Genomic DNA, 18173 nt, shown 5'->3' on the forward strand with positions numbered 1-18173 from the left:
CAGAGGTGAGGTGGCATGAGCAAGGAAGCTTCGATGGTGCAACGACAAGGTTCGCTCACGGCGTGGGTGGCCGGTTTTCTGGCAGTCCTGATTTCCTATGCCGGCCCGCTGGTGATCTTCGTGCAGGCGGCGCATGCCGGGCAGGTGCCCGAGGCGCAACTGGTGTCCTGGGTCTGGGGCATCTCCATGGGTGCGGGGGTGAGCGGGCTGCTCTTGAGCTGGTGGTTCAGGATGCCCATCATCACGGCCTGGTCGGCGCCGGGGACGGCGCTGCTGCTGAGTCTCTTTCCCGGCATCGGCATGGCCGATGTGGTGGGCGCTTATGTGATGGCGGCCCTGATCCTGATCGCCATCGGCGTGACCGGCTACTTCGAAAAAATCCTCGCCTTCATCCCCAAGGGCATTGCTGCCGGGATGATGGCGGGCATCCTGTTCCAGTTCGGCGTGCAAGCCTTCCGCTCCAGTGTGGGCGCACCGCTGATGGTGTTCGCCATGCTCGCGGCTTATCTCGCCGGGCGCCGCTGGTGGCCGCGTTACGGCATCGTGGTGGTGGCGCTGACCGGGTTTGCGGTGGCCTTCGCCAGCGGCCGCACCGACATGGGGGCGCTGCATCTGCAACTGGCGCAGCCGGTCTTCGTCGCACCGCAGTTCAGCGTCGGCGTGTTCTTCAGCCTGACCGTGCCGCTCGTGCTGGTGAGCCTGACCGGGCAGTTCCTGCCGGGCATGGCGGTGCTGCAACTGGCGGGCTACCATCCGCCCACGCGCGCCGTGGTCACCGGCACCGGCCTGGCGTCGCTGGTGACGGCCTGCTTCGGCGGCATCACCATCGTGCTGGCGGCCATCACGGCGGCGCTCTGTACCGGCAAGGATGCGCATCCCGAGCCGCGCCGGCGCTACATCGCCGGTATTGCCAACGGCGTCTTCTATCTCATCGGCGGCACGTTTGCGGCGTCCATCGTGACGCTCTTTGCGGCCTTTCCCAAGGAACTGATCGCGGCCCTGGCCGGGCTGGCGCTGATCGGCGCCATCGTGTCCAACATCCGCCTGATGAGCGAAGACGGCAGCTATGCCGAACCGGCCGTCATCACCTTTCTCGCCACTGCCTCCGGCATGACGCTGTTCGGACTGGGCGCGGCATTCTGGGGCGTGGTCATCGGCATGGCCGCCTACTGGCTGATCGGCCGCCCCGTCCAGAAAAAATGAAAACGCATGGAGACCACAATGAACCCGCAGCAAGACCTCTTCGACCCACTGGCCCGCGAGGTGCTGGCCGTGGCCCCCGGCCGCGCGCATGACCTGGCGCGTCTGCGCGTGCTGGCACGGACGCAGGCCGCGCCGACCATCACCGTGGTCGGCAAGTACAACCACGGCAAGAGCCGGCTGCTCAACGAACTGATGGGGCGCGACGTGTTTGCGGTCGCCGACCGGCGCGAGACGGTCACGCTATCCGAACATCACCACGCCGAACTGCGCTGGCTGGATGCACCGGGACTGGATGCCGACGTCGCCCTGCAGGATGATAGTCATGCTCAGGAAGCCACCTGGTTGCAGGCCGACGTGCGCCTGTTCGTGCATGCCGCCAAGGAGGGTGAACTGGACGCCGCCGAAACTCATCTGTTGCAGGCGCTGCGTCAGGACCAGCAGCGCACGCGGCGGCAGACGCTCTTCGTGCTGACGCAGGTGGACCAGATGAGCGACGACGAGCAACTGGCCAAGGTCAGCGCCGCCATTCAGACGCAGGCACCGGGCCTGAGGCTGCATCCGGTGTCGTCCACGCGCCACCGCAGTGGCGTGGAAGGCGGCAAGTCGCTGCTGCTGCAGCGAAGCGGCATTCCCGCGCTGCAGGCCTTGCTGCGCGAGGTGGTGGAGCAGGTGCCGGCAGCGCGTGAGCACGAACGCGGCCTGCTCTTCACCGAGATCGGCCAGCAATTGCAGCACCAGCAGGCCGCCGTGGAGGCCACCTTGCTGGCCTTGCGGCAACGCCAGCAACAGCAGCGCCACGATTTTGAGCAAGGCTTGCAGGCCGTGCTGAAAAAGGTGCATCAAGACCTGCTGCCCATCGTCGAACTGCAGGGCGACGACCCGGCCCTGCTGCCCGATAGCGCCTCCGACGAGTTCAGGCTGACGGCCGGCAAGCGCGAACGGGCACGCATCCACGTCGCCTATTCGCGGGCCTGCATCGCCATCCGCGCGCATCTGATCCAGCATGGCGTGGAAGGGCTGCCGGCCAGCCAGCGCACTTCGGTGGCGAGCCTCGATACCGTGATGGTGGCGGTGCTGGGGGTCTCGATCAAATACCGCGCCGACCTGCGTCGCCAGTTCTGCGAGCCGGCCGGACAGGCGCAACTGATGGCGTCCTTCCTGCATTACTACGAATTGTCGGAAGACCGCCAGGCCTTGCAGCAGCAGATCCTGCGCAGCGAGGCCGAGCGGCATGCCCATGAGCGTGCCCTGCGGGCATTGGCGCGCTTGCGCGAAGGAGCCGGCGCATGAACCCCGAAGAACAGCGCTTCATCGAAGCCATCGGCCGCACCGGCCAGAATGAGACCGACCTGCAGCCGGTGCTGGCGGCGCTGCGCGACTGGCTGGCTTCACTGGGCCAGGCCATGCAGGGCGCGCGCCTGCAGGCCGGCGGATGGCAGGGCAGCAGCCCGATCGCCCGCCGTATCGCCACGTTGCAGGAAGACCTGGCGCGCCAGACCCGGCGCCGCGAAGAACAATGGATCGCTCTGGCGCCCGCGCGCGCGCTGGCGCAGCGCTTCGAGGGCAAGCTGATGGTGCTGGTGTTCGGCAAGTTCAATGCCGGTAAAAGCTCCTTATGCAATTTTCTCGCACAGCGCTTCGGCGAGCGCCACCAGGCGGTGCAGTATTTCCACCTGCAGGGCGGGCAACTGGCAGAGAGTGACGATCCTTTCCATGAAGGCGCCACCGAGACCACCGCGCGCCTGCAAGGCGTCTGCCTGGGTGATGGCCTGGTCTTGCTCGATACGCCCGGCCTGCACTCGGCCACCGATGACAATGCCGCCCTGACCCAGCGCTTTCTCGACAGCGCCGATGCGGTGCTGTGGCTGACCAGTTCGACCTCGCCGGGCCAGGTCCAGGAGCTTGACGAACTGGCGCGCGAACTGCGTCGGGGCAAGCCGCTGCTGCCGGTGCTCACGCGCAGCGACGTCATCGACGAGGATGAAGTGGACGGCCAGATCGTCAAATGCCTGCGCAACAAATCCGACGCCAACCGCGCCGAGCAGGAAGCCGATGTGCGCGCGCGTGCTGCCGAAAAACTGCAGACACTGGGTGTGGCGGTGCGTCAGCTGAAGGAGCCGGTCTCGGTCTCCGCGCACGTCGCCCGCAGTGCCGGTGCGGATGCGCAGGCGATGAAGGCAGCCGGTTTCGAGCGCCTGTACGCGGCGCTCTCCGACCTGCTGGCACCGGCCCTGGCCTACCGCGACCGCAAGCCGGCCGAAGTGCTGCTGCACCATCTGCAGGAAGACGTACTGGCCCCCTTGCAGGGCCAGACCCTGCCGGCATTGCAGGGCTTGCAGCAGCTGCTGGAGAGCGAACAGGCAGCGCTGCCGGCGCAGTGCGCGCGCATCGTGCAACTGGCCTGGCGCGAGCTCATGCCGGGCCTGCCGGCCTTGCTGGAGCAGCATGCGGCCGGCAGGGGCGTGAGCGCCGTGGTGGCCACTGTGCAGCCACAACTGATGCACGCCTTCGAGCGCCATGCGCGTGCGCTGCTGGACAGCCACGTTTTGCCGGTGCCAGCGCCGGTGGCGCTGGTGCTGCCGGGAGGCAGCGGCTATGAACACATCGCCGACGACTTGCCGCCGTCCTACGAAAAACTGTACGAAGCGCTGGGGCAAAGTGTACTGGCCGCCCTGGAGCAACTGTCCGATGAAGTGGCCGAGTACTGTACTGGCCGTCTCACGGCACTGTCTGCTGCAGTGTCCGGGCAGCGCGAGGTCATCCAGTCCCATGCCCGGCGCCTGGAACAGATGGAAGACGAACTGCGGCGCGTGCCGGAAGATGTGGCGGGGCGCTGAGGCGATAGCCTGCGGCTGGTGGCTGGTGGCGGCAACCGGAATCTTTTCTCGTGTTAAGGATCCCTTAATTTTGCGGACCTAGAGTAGCTACATCGGCGGTCAGCTCAGCATTGAGCCGGCCCCGACGCCCCGCCATGGAGCGGCAGCGCTTTCATCCTGAACCACGACAAGGAGCCATCATGGACATCACCAAGATCACCGCCATCAGTGCCATCGTCTTCGGCCTCGCCGGAATGGCTGCACCACTGACTCACGCCCAGGACATGCAGGGCACGGTCGCCTACATGAACGGCGGCATCGGCGCGGGCGAGCAGGCCAAGCTGCGCGAGGCGGCCAAGGATTACAACCTGCGCCTGCTGTTTTCCGAAGCCAAGGATGGGGCCTACGTCAGCAACGTCAAGCTCAACGTGGCCGATCATCACGGCAAGAGCGTGTTCAGCCTGCCGAGCGCGGGACCGATGACCAACCTCAAGCTGCCTTCCGGCGAGTATGAAATCACGGCCGTCTACAACGGCGTCAAGAAGACCACCAAGGTCAGCGTGGCAGAGAAGCCGGTTGCGCTGAGCTTCAATTGGGCGCATCAGGATAACTGAGTCTTTAGCCGCGCCGCTACTACCGTTCGCCCTGAGTAGCGGCGCAGCCGCGTATCGAAGGCGCGCCTGTGCAAATTGAGTCTTAGCCGCGCCGCTACTACCGTTCGTCCTGAGTAGCGGCGCAGCCGCGTATCGAAGGCGCGCCTGTGCAAATTGAGTCTTAGCCGCGCCGCTACCACCGTTCGCCCTGAGTAGCGGCGCAGCCGCGTATCGAAGGCGCGCCTGTGCATCAAGCTCAAGGGCAGCCCTTCGGCCGGATCAGGACAGGCTTCGATACGGCCCTGAAGGGCCTGCCCAGTCCGAACGTCTGCTGAGCCCAGCAGCACAGATTCAACAAGACCGCCGTTCCTGGGTCATTCAGGAGCGGCGATTTTTTGCTGACGACCTCTACCTCTTAACTCTTACCTCTTTACACCGCCCACCCGCAGCGCGCGAAGAATGACATTTTTGTCATTCAAATGTCATTCGAATGACGTTTTGCATTGCCTAGAATCAGGCTCCCCCATCAAAAACGTCTTTCAGGATCCCCTCCCCATGATGAAAACAACTTTGTCCCAATTCGTCCGTGGCGCGCTGGTTCCGGCGCTGCTGGTCAGCCAGCTGCTTGCCTCGGTGGCGTCGGCCCAGACACCCGCGCAGCAGATCGGCATTCGCGGCGCCATCGTCTCGGTCGGCAAGGACCAGCTGGTCGTCAAGAGCAACAAGGGCGGCGAGCAAAACGTGGCGCTGGACAAGGACACCCGCGTGGCCGCCATCTCGATTGCCAACATCAATGACATCAAGCCCGGCAGCTACATCGGCGCGGCCGGCATTCCCCAGCCGGATGGCTCCCAGAAGGCGCTGGAGGTCCACGTCTTCCCGCCTGCCATGGCCGGCACCGGCGATGGCCATCGTCCCTTCGATCTGGCGCCCAACAGCACCATGACCAACGGCACCGTGGGCGATGTGGTCGCCAGCCATGGCCGCACCCTGACGCTGAAGTACAAGGACGGCGAGAAGAAGATCGTAGTGCCCGAGGATGTCCCCGTGGTCAACATCGAACCCGGTGACCGCTCGCTGCTGGCCGCGGGCGTCAAGGTGGTGGTGCGTGCGCGCAAGAATGCCGATGGCAGTCTGACCGCCAACAGCATCAGCGCCGGCAAGAACGGCATCACCCCGCCGATGTAAGCAGGAGCCAGGATGCCCCGCCCACCCGTTCTTCACCCGCTGGCCGTGCGCATCGCGCATTGGCTCAATGCCGTGGCCATCGCCTGCATGGTCCCCAGTGGCTGGGGCATCTACAACGCCTCGCCCCTCTTCGGTTTCAAATTCCCGGTCGGGCTGACCCTGGGCGGCTGGCTCGGCGGCGCCATCGCCTGGCACTTCGCGGCGATGTGGCTGCTGGTCGCCAATGGCTTGTTCTATCTGCTCTATGGCAGCCTGAGCGGGCACTTCCGCCGCCATCTGCTGCCGCTGCGTCCATCTGAAGTCTGGCGCGATGCGATGCAGGCGATGCGCTTTCGCCTGCCGCACCAGCCGGGCGTCTACAACGCCGTGCAGAGGCTGCTGTATTGCGCCGTGATCCTGTCTGGCATCCTGGTGGTGTTGTCGGGACTGGCCCTGTGGAAACCGGTGCAGCTGGACTGGCTGGCGAATGTCTTCGGCGGCTTCGACTTCGCCCGCAAGGTGCACTTCGCCGCGATGGCCGGCATTGTCGCTTTCGTGGTGGTGCATCTGGCGCTGGTGGTGCTCGTTCCCAAGACACTGATCCCCATGCTGACCGGGGGCCGTCACAAGGAGGCCAGCTCATCATGAAAGACCAGGACGACATCAAGGCGCCGGCCACGCAGAAGATCCTGCTGAGCGACCATCGCCCGGCGCTGGTGAAGGTGCAGCGGCGCCTCATGCTGCGCTCGGCGCTGTCGCTGGGCGCGCTGTCCATGCTCTCGGGCTGCGACCTGCAGGACAACGACAGCGTGGACAAGCTGCTGTGGGCCATGTCGCGCTGGAATGACCGCGTGCAGGCGCTGCTGTTCCGGGGCCAGAAACTGGCGCCGACCTATGCGGCCAGTCAGATCACGAATCCCTTCCCGTTCAATGCCTTCTACGAAGAATTCAACGCGCCGGAGATCGATGGCAGCGACTGGCAGCTGGAAGTCTCGGGGCTGGTCAGCGACAAGCGCAGCTGGACGCTCGAACGGCTGCGTGCCTTGCCCCAGGCGGCCCAGATCACGCGCCACATCTGCATCGAAGGCTGGAGCGCCATCGGCCAGTGGTCGGGCGTGCCGCTGCGCCTCTTCCTGCAGGCGGTGGGGGCGGACCTGAGCGCAAAGTATGTCGGTTTCAAATGTGCGGACCGCTATTACTCCAGTCTGGACATGCCCACCGCGCTGCATCCGCAGACCATCCTGGCGCTCGACTTCGGCAAGGAAGCTTTACCCACACAGTACGGCTATCCGCTCAAGGTGCGCGTGCCGACCAAGCTGGGCTTCAAGAATCCCAAGCATGTGGTGGCCATCTTCGTGAGCAATCAGAATCCGGGTGGCTATTGGGAAGACCAGGGTTACAACTGGTTCAGCGGCATCTGAATTACAGAATCCGCGAGGGAGACACTGCACCGCGTATCAGCGCAGTGTCTCCCGCAAACGCTGCAGATCAGCCGGGGTATCGACGTCGGCAAATATCCCCTCATCCTCCACTGCCACCTCCACCAGCGCCGGTCCCTGCAGTAAAGCCCGCGCGCCACGGTCGCCCTGCAGAGCCAGCAGCTCTGGCCAATGCTCCCGTGAAAATCCGGCCGGGTTGCCGCGGCGTCCTTGCATCACCGGTACCACCATCGATGCCCCTCCCGCCAGCGCATCGCGCAAGCGGCGCAGCGTGGACGGCTGCACGCGCGGCATGTCGGCCAAGGCCACCAGCCACCCCGAGGCATCGGCCGCCTGTTGCAAGCCGCAACGCAGGGAGGCGCTCATCTCTCGGGGTTCACCGGCCCCAGGCATGCAGACCGTGCAGCCAAGCTGGCGCAGGGCATCGGCCAGCGGGCCGGCCTCATGGACCACCGCCACCACCGGCATCACCTCCAGCAAGGCTGCCGCCGTAGCGGTAGCGACGATGCCGGCACGTCCATCATGATGGACGAAGGGTTGCAGCAGCTTGTGTGCGTGGGCATCGAAGCGGCTGCCCCGGCCGGCGGCCAGCAGCAGGGCGATGGGGGAGGTCGGCGTGGGCATGGCGCGGCAGGATTGCGGATACGGAAAGAGGGACTCCATTGTGCCCAAGTTTGGCCCCGCACGAGCGCCGCGCTGCGCGCAAGCTCGACGGTGAGCCGATAAAGCCGCGGCGCAATCACGTCCTTACAACACAGACAGATGTTTGCATTTCAAACTGTTTCCATCCGGCTAGTTTGCGCTATCCTTGCCGGGCAAGGCTTTGCACGCCTGCGTTGCCGTTTTGGCATAGCATGCTTGTTCATTTTGATATGGTCGCCACGGTCTTGGACTCCTAGAATCGAGTTCATGCCCGGGCGCCATTGCCGGATTGCAAGGGGTTGGCACCGGTCTTGCTGGTGGCAGCAGGGGGGCAAGCCGGGCGGACCGGGAAAGTCCGTCTTTCGGGGCGCCATGTATAACGTGGTAGGGATGGAAAGAACAATGATCAAGGACATACGTATCGGTTCGCGCCTGGGGGCAGGCTTTGCCGTGGTGCTGGTGTTTTCCATGGTGGTGGCCGCCGTGGGGATCTGGCGCCTCAAGACGGTGGCGCATCAGACCCAGCAGATGATGGACGTGCCGCTGAAGACCGAACGGCTGGTGGGGCAGTGGAACACCCTGTTGCTCATCGCCATCCAGCGCACCACCACCGTGGTCAAGAGCCACGATCCCGAACTGGAAGCCTTCCTCGCCAAGGAGGCCGCCGCCTCCAGCAAGGAGTCGGCGCAAACCTTGAAGGACGTGGAGCAGCTGCTCGCCAGTGAGGAGGAACAGAAGCTCTTCGCTACCATCAACGCGGCCCGCAAGCAGTTCCTTGCCATCCGCGACCAGATCTATGCGGCCAAGAAGCAGGGCGACGCGGCCAAGGTCGAGGAGCTCTACCAGAAGCAGTACGTGGGCATTGCCAACAATACCCAGGCTGCCATGAAAGCCTTGCTGGATTTCGAACGCGCCCGCATCGATGAGATTTCCGCAGACATCCAGAAAGACGCCGCCAGCAGCCAATGGCAGATCTTCGCGCTGGAAGCCGTGATCCTGGCCTGCGGCATCGCCTTCGCGCTGCTGCTTACGCGCAGCATCACGCGGCCGGTGAACGTTGCCCTGGCGATCTCGCAGCGGGTCGCGGCCGGCGACCTGACCTCGCGCGCCGAGCCCATGGGCCGTGACGAACTGGGCCAGCTGGTGGCCTCGCTGCAAGGCATGAGCGAGCGCCTGCATGGCGTGGTCTCGACCGTGCGCCTGGGCGCCGACAGCATTGCCGTGGCCTCCGGCGAAATCGCCAATGGCAACCTCGACCTGTCGGCACGCACCGAGGAGCAGGCCGGGGCGCTGGAAGAGACTGCCGCCTCCATCGAGCAGCTCACCTCCAGCGTGCGCACCAATTCCGAGAATGCGCACCAGGCCAATGAGCTGGTGAAGTCGGCGGCCTCCATCGCCGGTCAGGGCGGCCAGGTGATGCAGGAGCTGATCGATACCATGGGCAACATCAATGAGTCCTCGCGCAAGATCGTGGACATCATCGGCGTGATCGATGGCATTGCCTTCCAGACCAACATCCTGGCCCTGAATGCGGCGGTGGAAGCGGCGCGTGCCGGCGAGCAGGGGCGCGGCTTCGCGGTGGTGGCGTCCGAAGTGCGTGCGCTGGCGCAGCGCTCGGCGTCGGCGGCCAAGGAGATCAAGCAGCTCATCGATGATTCGGTGAGCAAGGTCGATGCCGGCAGTGCGCTGGTGGAGCGCGCCGGCAAGACCATGCAGGAAGTGGTGGGCAGCGTGGACGGTGCGCACACCCTGGTGGGCGAGATCAGCACCGCCAGCCGCGAACAGGCCGAAGGCATCCACCAGGTCAATCAGGCGGTGACCCAGATGGATGGCGTGACCCAGCAGAATGCAGCACTGGTGGAACAAGCCGCCGCGGCGGCCAAGTCGCTGGAAGACCAGGCGGCACAACTCAAGCGCGCCGTGGCCTTCTTCGCCCTGCAGGCAGCGTAAGCGGTCACAGAAAAACGGGCCGCGCCAGTAGCGGCGGCCCGCTCAACCATACTCAGATGAGGTCAGTGGGGCTCAGGGGGCTCAGGCCGCCTTGAGAAATTCCGGTCCGAAATCCATCAGCACGTCGCGCACCAGCGTGGCGGTACTCTGACAGCCCAGCTTGTCCTTGACGCTGGCGCGATGCACATCCACCGTCTTGACGCTGATGTTGAGGTCGCGCGCGATGAGCTTGCTGGACTGGCCCATGATGACCTTCTCCAGAATCTCGCGCTCGCGTGCCGTGAGCGTCTTCAGGCGTGCCTTCAGTTGCTGGCGGCGCTCGCGGGCCTGCAGGTTGCCGGCCACGTTCTTGAGCGTCATCTGGATGCGCTCGAGCATCTGCTGGGAGTTGTAGGGTTTTTCCAGGAAGTCGACGGCACCGTTGTGCAGGGCGCGCACCGACATGGGGATGTCGCCATGTCCCGAGACGAAGATCACGGGGATGTCGGCACCGATTTCCTTCAGGCGATCCTGCAGCTGGAAACCGCTGATTTCGGGCATGCGTACATCCAGGATCAGGCAGGACAGGCTGTTGGCGTCATAGGCCTTGAGAAAGGCCTCGGGACCATCGAAGCATTCGGTCCGTATATTGACCGAGCTCAGCAGCCAGGCCAGTGAGGTTCGAACGGCCTCGTCATCATCGACGATGTAGACCACCGGCGGGTTGGTTTCCATCTCTACTCCTCGTCTCGTCAAAATGGAGCCGGCTTGCACCGGCACAATTTCCGACCCTCTCGATTCCTTGGTGCGCTGGTCGGCACAAATCAATATATCGCGCTTTGACTTATGCAAAAAACAGGCCTGAAATTCTTGGGATCAGCGCCACTGTAACACCGCGATTCTGCGGATGGTCTAGGTATTTTTACCTAGATCGTCTGTCGCAATCCCCTGTGGGGTGGGCGTGTGGCACGCATTGTCTGCACCAGGGGCATGCCTTAACCTGCTGTGATTGGTCGCCGTGCTTCATCGGCGTGCATAACAGGGAGTCCTCATGAGCACCAGCACCATCCAACACCACAACACCACCGCACCCGCCGCCGCTGCGCGTGCACCGCTTGCTGCAGAGCAACTGGAGTTTCGCAACGCCATGGCACATCTGCCTGCGGCGGTCTCCATCATCACCACCGATGGCGAAGGCGGCCGCTGCGGCATCACCGCCAGTGCTGTCTGTTCCGTCACGGATACGCCGCCCACGATCCTGGTCTGCATCAATCGTGGCAGCGCCATGCATGACGTGTTCAAGAAGAATGGCCGGCTCTGTGTGAACGTGCTCTCCGATGAGCTGGAACAACTGGCCATGCACTTCTCCGGTGCCACCAAGGTGCCCATGGAAGAGCGCTTTGCCTGGGATATCTGGGAAGCGCCGGGTGAACTGGGCCAGCCGGTGCTGGCCGATGCCCTGGTCAAGCTGCAGGGAAGCATCCGCGAATTCAAGGAAGTGGGGACGCACTCGGTGATGTTCGTGGAGCTGGCCGAGGTCAAGGTCAATGAGAAGAAGGACAGCCTGATTTATTTCAACCGGCTGTTTCATAAGGTCAAGCGGACGGCGCTGTAAGCGTCTTCATCATTTGTAAAACCTGCCTGAGTAAATAAATACCGTTCGGACTGAGTAGCGGCTTCGCCGCGTATCGAAGGCGCACAGACGGGAGCGCCCCTTCGACAGGCTCAGGGCAGGCTTCGATACGCCGCTGCGCGGCTACTCAGTCCGAACGGGGGTAGTTTGACGTGAGCGAGAGCGTCAGATATCCAACACCAGCATCCCCGACCTCGCCCGTGAAACGCAGGTACAAATCTGATCATTGGCCGCCTTCTCTTTTTTCGACAGGCAATTGTCCCGGTGATCCGGCTCCCCCTCCAGCAGCGGCACCACGCAAGTCCCGCAGATCCCTTCGCGACAGGAGGTATCGATGACGATGCCCTCGCGCGCGAGGACATCGACGATGGGAATGCCCACCGGAATCTGCACTACCTTGCCCGAACTGGCCAGCTTCACTTCGAAGGCGCCATCGCCGCCGGCAGCGCCATCGGCAGAAGCCGCAGGGGCTGCCGGTGCGGCGAAGTGCTCGAGGTGGATCGCATCCTCGCTGCGGCTGGCCGCTGCACACTTGACCACCGCATCCATGAAGGGGGCGGGGCCGCAGGTGTAGACGTGGGCTTCTCTGCTGCCCGCTTCCAGACAGGCCGTGAGGTAATGCGCCATCTGTGCCGGCATCACCGCGTAATGGAATCGCACGTGTGCGGCAAAGGGCGCATTCTCCAGCAGATCCGCAAAGGCCGCATGCTCGCGCGCGCGCACGAAGTAGTGCAGCGTGAAGGGCTTCTGGTCGGCCCACAGGCGATAGGCCATCGCCAGGAGCGGTGTCACGCCGATCCCCGCGCCAAAGAGCAGGTGCTCCGGTGCGCTGGCATCAAGCGCGAAGAGGTTGCGCGGCATCCCCACCTCCAGCTCCATGCCCGCGCTGACCGCATCGTGCAAGGCCGCTGAACCGCCCCGCGAGGCGCTCTCGCGCTTGACGGCGATGGTGTAGCCGCAGCGGTCTTCCAGCGGGCCGCACAGCGAGTATTGGCGCATGATCCCGGTCGGCCCGGTGACGTCGATGTGGGCGCCCGGCTCATAGGCCGGCAGCGGGGCGCCATCGGCGCGCACCAGGCGGAAGGAACGGATGTCGCCGGTTTCGTCGGTGATGGTGTCTACGATCAGTTTCATGAGGCCAATACTCGTCGGTTCGATTGCGCAGGGGCGGTGCGGCCGCTCAGAGCAGGAAGCCCAGGGCGTTGAGGCTGTCCATCGAGTTGATCAGGCGGATCACCTTCTGCTCGATCTTCGGCCCCTGGGGCGTAAAGCGCAGGCGATGCGTGACGTTGGCCACGAACATCGTGTGCTGCTGGCGCTTGTAGCCCACCAGCACCTGGGCCGAGCTGATTTCCACCAGTTCCTCCGACAGATGTACCGGCACGAAACGCGAGACCGTGCGCACCGTGGCGGCCGCATCGACGGCCGACATGGCGTGGCCCGAAGTCAGGCGCTCGATGCGGATCTTGCGCATGTGGGCGTTGTCGTAGGCATAGTTCAGCGAGGCGGCATAGTCGGTGGTGTGGGGATCGATGGGCACCACGTAATAACCGTCGTCGGTCCACAGGTCTTGCCAGGCGGCATAGTCCTTTCGGTCCAACAGTTCAGCTTCTTTCCAGATGAAGGCGATGGCACGCGCCATGGGAGCGGGGATGCCTTGCAGAGTGTCTTGTTGGTTCATATCGTCATTTCTCCATCATCTTTTTCCACATGGCATAGGCTTCGCGCATGCCGGTTTCATCGGTCGAGTGCGACACCTTGTCGCCGTTGTCGTCCACCCATTCCCGGTTCAGGCCACGGTTGACCAGGATGGGCGCATTGCGGCCGGCATAGGAGCCGGTCTGTACGCGTTCCCAGGCTTCGGCATCATCGGGGCTGCCAAAGCCGAACGGGCCCTGGAAGTGTTCGTGGATGCGCAGGCGTTCACGGTTGGCGATCTCGGGACCGCCATCCATGCCCAGCGCCACGTGCCGGATCTGGGTCTCGCCCACCGACACCGGATGCAGCACCCGGAAGAAGGACATCGACATGGCCACGTTGGGGAACAGATTCAGGTTGAAGCCGGCACCATGCAGCGAGCGCACGATGCGGCGCACCTGTTCGGGCGGCATGGTCTTGGAGAGTTCTTCGGTCACGTGAGCGAAGCGTTCCTGCAATTGCTCGCTGCCGTCGTCCACATCCAGGTCGACGTGCTCGGGCACCATGATCATGACGCTGTGGCCATTGCCCAGCGAGCGGGTGATCGACTGGTCATCGGTCATGAAGGAGAGCATCTCGGAAGTCTCTTCATCGACCGACGACAGGAAGGTCTTGTGCACCACCGGGAAGTGATAGCCATCGGTGGTGTTCTCCAGCTGGATCTTCCAGTTGCCCTTGAAGCTGAACTTGTGCTCGCCCTGGACCTTGATGGGGAAGCCCGCACCCTGCTTCATGAAGAGGTCGATCCATTTCTTGGCATGGCCGAGGAAATCCGACAGCGGTTCGATCTCCTGATTGAAGGAGGCGAAGATCATGCCGTGGTAGCTCTCCGTGCGCAGGCTCTGCAGCGGCAGGTCGGCCTTCTCGATCACGTCTTCATAGCCTTCCGGATAGGGCAGGCCACGCAGCTTGCCATCCAGGCCGTAGGACCAGCTGTGGTAAGGGCAGGTGAAACCGGTGGCATTGCCCTTGTGTTTTTCGCAGACGGTGGCCCCGCGATGGCGGCAGCGGTTTTCCAGCACGTTGATCTTGCCGGTCTTGTCGCGCACCACGATCACCGGCTGGCGGCCGATCTGCGCGGTCTTGAAGTCGCCCGGGTTCCTGATCTCGCTTTCATGCGCGACCCAGATCCAGGTCTTGTAAAAAATCTTGTCCATCTCGGCTTCGAAGATGGCCGGATCGGTGTAGAGCGAAGGGTCCACCACCGCATCCTGCACCAGGTCGGCATAGGAAGAATCGGTCTTGCGCGGGTGGAAGCGTAGGGGTGCGTTCATGGCTTTCTCCAGTGGCTTGCTGTCGTTGTCAGTGTGGATCTTGGCGAGCTTGATACCGTATTCGTGCGTGCTCAGACATGTCTGAGCGCCTGTTCCAGATGCAGGCCCAACGCGCAGATGCGCTCATCCTCGCCCTTGCGCCCGACCAGTTGCAGAGCGGCCTTGAGCGGACGGCCGGCCATAGTCACCGGAATGCTCAGGGCCGGATGGCCGGACAGGTTGAAGGGCCGTACCAGCGAGGAGAGCATCAGCACCGATGCACCCTGGCTGATGGCCTCCAGCGTCGGCGGCAGTGCCGGCAGGGTGGGCAGCAGCAGGGCGTCGGCCTCGGCGAGTGCGGCATCGACTTCGGCGCTGAAGGCCACACGCACAGCCTCGGCATGGGCCACGGCTTCATCGGTGGTGGTGGCTGCGGCCGAGAGACGCTTCTCGATATCCGCGCCCAGTTTGCCCAGGCCCAGCAGATGACCGAAGGCATCATGCGTCTCGCGGTTGATGAGGGTCATGCCGGCTTCGAAGGCGGCGTGCATGTGGTGCGGGGTCCAGGCATGGCCTTGCCAGCCGCTGACGGCGAAGGCGGCGGCGACTGCCCCGGCGATCTCGGGATCGGCCTGCACCGTCACCAGTTTCACGCGCGCCTGTGCTACCGCTGTGGTAGCACAGGCGCGGTCGAAACCGGGCGCGATGCTGGTCATGGCGCTGATGATGAGATCCATGCTGCGCGCAAACGGGCCCACGCAATCCAGACTGCTCACTGCGGGATAGGCCCCGGCGCGGCTGACGCGGCCATAGGTCGGCTTGAATCCGATCACGCCGCAACAGGCAGCGGGCAGGCGGATCGAGCCACCGGTATCGCTGCCGATGGACATGTCCACCAGTGCGGCACCCACGGCCGAGGCCGATCCGCTGGAAGAGCCGCCGGTCATGCGCGTCGGGTCTTGCGGATTGACGGCGGTGCCGTTCCAGTCATTGATGCCGGTCATGCCATAGGCCAGTTCGTGCATGTTGGCGCGGGCAGTGATTTGCCAGCCGTCGTCTATGAGCCTTCGCACCACATCGGCATGGGCGCTGGCCGGTGCGGCATCGGCCAGCGCGGCACTGCCGCCACAGGTGGGCTGGCCGGCGATGTCGATGCAATCCTTGATGGCCACCGTCGGGCCGCTGCCACCGAGATGAAAACGCGAGAGCAGGGCGTTGCCCGTGCCTGGTACGGTCCGTGCGTTCGCGGTATTCATCCTGCGGCTCCCAGGCAGGCCAGGCGCGCCTGTTGTTCCAGCGCGCTGCGGGCGGCCTGGCCGTTGCGCTTGCGGGCAGCCGCCGGCAAGACATGCGAAGAAGCTGGCTGAGGGTTCATGGTGCATCCGTTCAAATGGTGCCGTGCAGGCTGACGATCCAGGTCGGGCGCGGGATGCAGGCGGTTTCCTTGGCTGATGTGAAGCATTCTAAAAGTCGCCTTTAAATAGATCAAATTGATGTAAAATATTTTTCACATAAGCGGCATGGATAGTACCTGCCGCTTCTTCTTATTGGGCCTGGCCCAGCGCGACCCCATCCGGAGACTGCTATGGCGACCTTCAACAACATGGACCTGAACCTGCTGCGGGTCTTTCAGGCCATCGCCGACGAGCGCAGCCTGACCCTGGCCGGCAACCGCCTGCACCTGTCGCAACCGGCCGTGAGCTATGCCCTGGGACGGCTGCGGCAGATCTTCGATGACCCGCTCTTCATCCGCACCAAGGAGGGCATGCAGCCCACCCCGGCCGCACTGGAACTGGCCAAGCCCATCAACCGTGCATTGCAGGCCGTGCAGGATGCGCTGCGCTATACCGAGCGCTTCGACCCGGCCGCCAGCACGCGGGTGTTCCGCGCCTCGATGACGGATGTGGCCGAGATGATGTTCCTGCCGCAGCTGTGCGAACTGCTGACCGGGCAGGCACCGCATACGCGCCTGCAGGTGGAGCAGGTGCCGCCGGCCCATCTGGAAGAAGCCCTGCGCACCGGTCAGCTCGACTTTGCCTTCGGCAACCTGCCGGCCTTGAAACCGGTGACCTGCCACGAACTGCTGTTCCGCGAAAGCTATGTCTGCATGATGCGCAAGCGTCCCGCACTGCCGGCCCGCCCGCATCTGGAGCTTGATGAATTCCTGGCGCTGTCGCACGTACTGGTGGAGTCGGCCGAGAGCAGCCATCATCAGGTCGAGAACGCCTTCCGCAACCTGGGCGTGCAGCGCAAGATCAGCCTGTCGATCCCGCACTTCACGGTGCTGCCGCGCATCCTCGGCAAGTCCGACCTGGTGGCCACGGTGCCGGCGCGCATCGCCAAGCTCTTCCACAGCGAACATCCGGACGTCTTCCTCTCGTATGAACTGCCGGTCAAGTTGCCGGTGGTGGACATCACCCTGCACTGGCATCAGGCCTTCGATGCTGACCCCGGCAACAGCTGGCTGCGCCAGATCGTCATCGACCTGTTGCAGAGTTACGGCCGCAGCAGCTGATGCATTGATGGCTTCAACGCAGAAGGCCCGCCAGCGCGGCGGGCCGTTCTCCCCTGCCTGCGGGAAGGCCACCGGATGTCGGCAGTAGCCTTCCCTCCTCAAGACAAGAAGCCCGTCCTCAGAAGCGATGACGGATGCCAAAGCGCAAGGCGCTCTGGTTGCCCGTCGACGACTGGATACCGCCACCGAAGACCGGATAGGCGTTGTAGCCATTGTCGCGGTCATACACCGCATCCACGTACAGGTCGGTGCGCTTGGAAATCTTGTAGTCCACCGTCGCTACCAGCGCCTGGGCATTGCCCACACCCTGGTTGCGCTTCTGGAACTGGTAGGCTGCGGCCAGATCCCACAGCGGCGTCAACGCATAGACGGTGCCCAGTTCATAGGTGGTGGCCTTGGCATTGGTGTTGGTGTTCTTGACCTGGGTGAGTACGCCGAAGGGGGTGAAGGCGCCGATCTGGTAGCGCGCGCCGCCACCGTAGATGCGGGTCGAGTAGCTGCCGGTGCTGTCCTTGATGTCGGTGTAGGCCAGCGCACCACTGAAGGCGCCGGCGTCGTACTGGCCGAGGGCGCTGAGGGTGCGACCGGCATTGTTGTTGCCCGCCACTTCGCCCAGACCGTACATCGCTCCGAAGCTGAAACCGCCGAACTTGGCACTGTTGTATTTCACCGAGTTGTTGGTGCGGTCGCCGCCATAGATGTGATCGTTGAGCGCCGTGCTGTGCGCCGCATCGGCATGGAGGCCCCAGGCGAAGGAGCCGGCCGGCGACAGTGCGCCCATGGCGTACTGGGCACCGATGTTGGACATGAAGTCATACTGGCGACCTGCGCTGATCGATCCCCAGTCCTTGCTGCCCAGGCCGACGAAGGACTGGCGGCCGAACAGCAGGCCACCCTGGCCGAGGCTGCCATCATCCGCACCGAAGCCGGTCTCCAGCGTGAAGAAGGCGTTCAGGCCACCCCCCAGGTCTTCGGTCCCCTTGAAGCCGATGCGGCTGCCCTGGGCAATGCCGCTGTCCATGCGCAGCAAGGAGGCACCGCCGCCGCCGGTCTTGGCGGCATTGGAGTAATAAGTGAGGCCCAGGTCGATCAGGCCATAGATGGAAACGCTGCTCTGTGCATGTGCCATCCCCGTGCCGGCCGCGAGCATGGCGGCGACCAGTAATTTCTTCTTCATGTGACAAGGCTCCCTGTGGTGTTGCGATGTGATGGGCGCGGCCCGCATCGGCCCAGGCCAATGGCGAACCGGCTGACGCAGCCGTCAATGCAGTGGTCTGCGTGGCGT

Annotated in this window: 18 protein-coding genes; 10 read left to right on the forward strand and 8 right to left on the reverse strand. The window is 64.1% G+C overall.

From position 1 onward, the window contains the following. Positions 1–33: 33 nt before the first annotated feature. From AACH55_RS06015 to AACH55_RS06045, 7 genes are all read left to right on the forward strand, one after another. Positions 34–1203 carry a benzoate/H(+) symporter BenE family transporter gene (locus tag AACH55_RS06015; RefSeq protein ID WP_338720198.1) on the forward strand — a complete coding sequence of 390 codons (1170 nt, stop codon included), beginning with the start codon at positions 34–36 and terminating at the stop codon, positions 1201–1203. Between the two features lie 18 nt (positions 1204–1221). Next, on the forward strand, positions 1222–2493 hold the full coding sequence (locus AACH55_RS06020) for a GTPase (protein ID WP_338718517.1): 1272 nt from the start codon (positions 1222–1224) through the stop codon (positions 2491–2493). Beyond that, entirely contained in the window at positions 2490–4040 is a 1551-nt protein-coding gene (locus AACH55_RS06025; protein ID WP_338718518.1) for a dynamin family protein, read from the forward strand. Before AACH55_RS06020 ends, AACH55_RS06025 begins: the two co-directional genes overlap by 4 nt. 179 nt (positions 4041–4219) lie before the next feature. Next, positions 4220–4633: a hypothetical protein gene (locus tag AACH55_RS06030; RefSeq protein ID WP_338718519.1), complete on the forward strand. Its 414-nt coding sequence runs from the start codon at positions 4220–4222 to the stop codon at positions 4631–4633. Positions 4634–5167: 534 nt separating this feature from the next. Continuing rightward, the gene (locus tag AACH55_RS06035; protein ID WP_338718520.1) at positions 5168–5800 is read left to right on the forward strand and encodes a DUF5666 domain-containing protein; all 633 of its coding nucleotides are present in this window, start codon (positions 5168–5170) and stop codon (positions 5798–5800) included. A 12-nt stretch (positions 5801–5812) separates the two neighbouring features. Then, positions 5813–6427 (forward strand): cytochrome b/b6 domain-containing protein, encoded by a 615-nt coding sequence (locus tag AACH55_RS06040; RefSeq protein ID WP_338718521.1) that lies wholly within the window; start codon positions 5813–5815, stop codon positions 6425–6427. After that, the gene (locus AACH55_RS06045; RefSeq protein ID WP_338718522.1) at positions 6424–7200 is read left to right on the forward strand and encodes a molybdopterin-dependent oxidoreductase; all 777 of its coding nucleotides are present in this window, start codon (positions 6424–6426) and stop codon (positions 7198–7200) included. The genes AACH55_RS06040 and AACH55_RS06045 overlap by 4 nt, the downstream gene beginning before the upstream one ends. A gap of 36 nt (positions 7201–7236) precedes the next feature. Here the strand turns inward: AACH55_RS06045 and AACH55_RS06050 are convergent, their stop codons facing one another. Continuing rightward, on the reverse strand, positions 7237–7842 hold the full coding sequence (locus tag AACH55_RS06050; RefSeq protein ID WP_338720200.1) for a nucleotidyltransferase family protein: 606 nt from the start codon (positions 7840–7842) through the stop codon (positions 7237–7239). Between the two features lie 420 nt (positions 7843–8262). Between AACH55_RS06050 and AACH55_RS06055 the strand changes: the two genes are divergently transcribed. Beyond that, positions 8263–9810, forward strand: coding sequence for a methyl-accepting chemotaxis protein (locus AACH55_RS06055; protein WP_338718523.1), 1548 nt, complete (start codon positions 8263–8265; stop codon positions 9808–9810). Between the two features lie 81 nt (positions 9811–9891). On the opposite strand, the gene AACH55_RS06060 is transcribed toward AACH55_RS06055, so the two are convergent. Continuing rightward, a complete protein-coding gene (locus tag AACH55_RS06060) occupies positions 9892–10524 on the reverse strand; it encodes a response regulator (RefSeq protein WP_338718524.1) in 633 nt (210 codons plus the stop codon). A 316-nt stretch (positions 10525–10840) separates the two neighbouring features. Between AACH55_RS06060 and hpaC the strand changes: the two genes are divergently transcribed. After that, positions 10841–11404: a 4-hydroxyphenylacetate 3-monooxygenase, reductase component gene (hpaC, locus tag AACH55_RS06065; protein WP_338718526.1), complete on the forward strand. Its 564-nt coding sequence runs from the start codon at positions 10841–10843 to the stop codon at positions 11402–11404. Positions 11405–11587: 183 nt separating this feature from the next. On the opposite strand, the gene AACH55_RS06070 is transcribed toward hpaC, so the two are convergent. From AACH55_RS06070 to AACH55_RS06090, 5 genes are all read right to left on the reverse strand, one after another. Beyond that, positions 11588–12556 (reverse strand): PDR/VanB family oxidoreductase, encoded by a 969-nt coding sequence (locus AACH55_RS06070; protein WP_338718527.1) that lies wholly within the window; start codon positions 12554–12556, stop codon positions 11588–11590. 46 nt (positions 12557–12602) lie between these two features. After that, positions 12603–13103, reverse strand: a complete 501-nt coding sequence (locus tag AACH55_RS06075) for an aromatic-ring-hydroxylating dioxygenase subunit beta (protein WP_338718528.1) — start codon at positions 13101–13103, stop codon at positions 12603–12605. A gap of 4 nt (positions 13104–13107) precedes the next feature. After that, on the reverse strand, positions 13108–14394 hold the full coding sequence (locus AACH55_RS06080) for an aromatic ring-hydroxylating dioxygenase subunit alpha (protein ID WP_338718529.1): 1287 nt from the start codon (positions 14392–14394) through the stop codon (positions 13108–13110). 71 nt (positions 14395–14465) lie between these two features. Continuing rightward, positions 14466–15629 carry an amidase gene (locus AACH55_RS06085; RefSeq protein WP_338718530.1) on the reverse strand — a complete coding sequence of 388 codons (1164 nt, stop codon included), beginning with the start codon at positions 15627–15629 and terminating at the stop codon, positions 14466–14468. Next, complete coding sequence (locus tag AACH55_RS06090; protein ID WP_338718531.1) at positions 15626–15748, reverse strand: hypothetical protein; 123 nt, start codon at positions 15746–15748, stop codon at positions 15626–15628. The genes AACH55_RS06085 and AACH55_RS06090 overlap by 4 nt, the downstream gene beginning before the upstream one ends. A gap of 210 nt (positions 15749–15958) precedes the next feature. On the opposite strand from AACH55_RS06090, the gene AACH55_RS06095 reads away from it, so the two are divergent. Beyond that, a complete protein-coding gene (locus AACH55_RS06095) occupies positions 15959–16888 on the forward strand; it encodes a LysR family transcriptional regulator (protein WP_338718532.1) in 930 nt (309 codons plus the stop codon). Positions 16889–17006: 118 nt separating this feature from the next. On the opposite strand, the gene AACH55_RS06100 is transcribed toward AACH55_RS06095, so the two are convergent. Next, on the reverse strand, positions 17007–18065 hold the full coding sequence (locus AACH55_RS06100) for a porin (RefSeq protein ID WP_338718533.1): 1059 nt from the start codon (positions 18063–18065) through the stop codon (positions 17007–17009). Positions 18066–18173: the final 108 nt, after the last annotated feature.

Origin of the sequence: Herbaspirillum sp. DW155 (assembly GCF_037076565.1) — a bacterium.
Classification (GTDB): Bacteria; Pseudomonadota; Gammaproteobacteria; order Burkholderiales; family Burkholderiaceae_D; genus Herbaspirillum.